This is a genomic window from Mesorhizobium sp. M5C.F.Ca.IN.020.32.2.1, assembly GCF_004023105.1.
Lineage (GTDB): Bacteria > Pseudomonadota > Alphaproteobacteria > Rhizobiales > Rhizobiaceae > Mesorhizobium > Mesorhizobium wenxiniae.
This window is the reverse complement of the sequence record NZ_RZSX01001161.1, coordinates 1-1,585: the sequence shown is the minus strand read 5'-3', so window position 1 is coordinate 1,585 and position 1,585 is coordinate 1. Positions and strand designations below refer to the sequence as shown.

The 1,585-nt window shown below is 64.0% G+C and carries 2 protein-coding genes and 1 pseudogene; all 3 read left to right on the top strand.

Annotated elements, in window-relative coordinates; translation table 11 throughout:
* A partial coding sequence (locus tag EOA86_RS33935) for an aminotransferase class III-fold pyridoxal phosphate-dependent enzyme (protein ID WP_128345532.1) occupies positions 1–330 on the top strand: 330 nt, incomplete at its 5' end.
* A gap of 17 nt (positions 331–347) precedes the next feature.
* Entirely contained in the window at positions 348–1,259 is a 912-nt protein-coding gene (argF, locus tag EOA86_RS33930; protein ID WP_128345530.1) for an ornithine carbamoyltransferase, read from the top strand.
* A 93-nt stretch (positions 1,260–1,352) separates the two neighbouring features.
* A pseudogene (locus tag EOA86_RS33925) lies at positions 1,353–1,544 on the top strand (Hsp33 family molecular chaperone); the annotation flags it as partial.
* Positions 1,545–1,585: the final 41 nt, after the last annotated feature.

Sequence of the window (1,585 nt, the reverse complement as noted above, 5' to 3'; positions counted from 1 at the left end):
GTGCTGGAGGACGGCTTCCTGGAGGATGTCCAGCGCAAGGCGCTGCTGTTAAAGCAGGGGCTGGCGGGTGTCGCCGACGAATTTCCTGATATCATCGAAGACATCAGGGGCACCGGCTTGATGCTCGGCCTGAAATGCGCCGCACCCAACACCAAGGTGAATATGGCGTTGCGCGACCAGCATCTGCTGGCGGTTCCGGCCGGTGACAACGTCCTTCGCCTGCTTCCGCCGCTCACCGTCACCGACGCCGAGATCCATGAAGCGCTCGACCGCATCCGCGCCGGCGCCAGGGGCCTGGCCGATGCCATAGCCGCGGCTGCCGCGAAGTAACAGTCGAAAGACCCCAAATGAGCCTTCGCCATTTCACCGATCTTTCCGCCGTTTCCGAGGGCGATCTGCGCTTCATGCTGGACGATGCCGTCGTGCGAAAGGCAAGGCTCAAGGCTGGCGAGCGGACAAAACCGCTCGAAGGCAAGGTGCTGGCGATGATCTTCGACAAGCCGTCGACGCGCACGCGCGTATCCTTCGACGTCGGCATGCGCCAACTCGGCGGCGAGACCATCATGCTGACCGGCACCGAGATGCAGCTCGGCCGCTCCGAAACCATCGCCGACACGGCCAAGGTGCTGTCGCGCTATGTCGATGCGATCATGATCCGAACCACATCGCATGACCGGCTGCTGGAGCTGACCGAGAACGCCACCGTTCCCGTCATCAACGGGCTGACCGACGATACCCATCCGTGCCAACTGATGGCCGACATCATGACCTTCGAGGAGCATCGCGGTCCGGTCGCCGGCAAGACCATCGCCTGGTCCGGCGACGGCAACAACGTGCTGCATTCGCTGCTGGAGGCCTCGGCGCGATTCCGCTTCAATCTCAACGTAGCCGTGCCGGAAGGCAGCGAGCCGGCGCAGAAGCATGTCGACTGGTCGAGGGCGCATGGCGGCAAGTTGAACTTCACCCGCTCGCCCGAGCAGGCGGTCCACGAGGCCGACTGCGTCGTCACCGACTGCTGGGTGTCGATGGGCCAGGAGCACCGTGCTCGCGGCCATAATGTCTTCTCACCCTACCAGGTCAATGCGGCGCTGATGGCGAAGGCGAAACCCGATGCGTTGTTCATGCACTGCCTGCCGGCGCATCGTGGCGAGGAGGTCACTGACGAGGTCATCGACGGGCCACATTCGGTGGTGTTCGACGAGGCCGAGAACCGGCTCCACGCCCAGAAGGCGGTTTTGGCCTGGTGTCTGGGCGCTTGATCCGGGCCGCCTTGATCCGGGAGTACGTGATGCCTATCTCAGCCGCATCACGTAAATCGAGCGCGTTTCGACGCATGCGCCCCGGAGGGCGGCATGGCCGCGCCCCGGAGCTTTGTCATGTTGGGAACTCATCAATTGGCTGAACATCAACCCAAACTCGGCGAATTCGGCTACGCCGGCGACGATCATGTCGTGCCCTTCGAGGTCGGCCCGCTCGACGTGCGCGGCCGCACCGTCCAGCTCGGGCCGATGCTCGACGCGATCCTCAGCCGTCATGACTATCCATGACGGCTGAGGATCGCGTCGAGCATCGGCCCGAGCTGGAC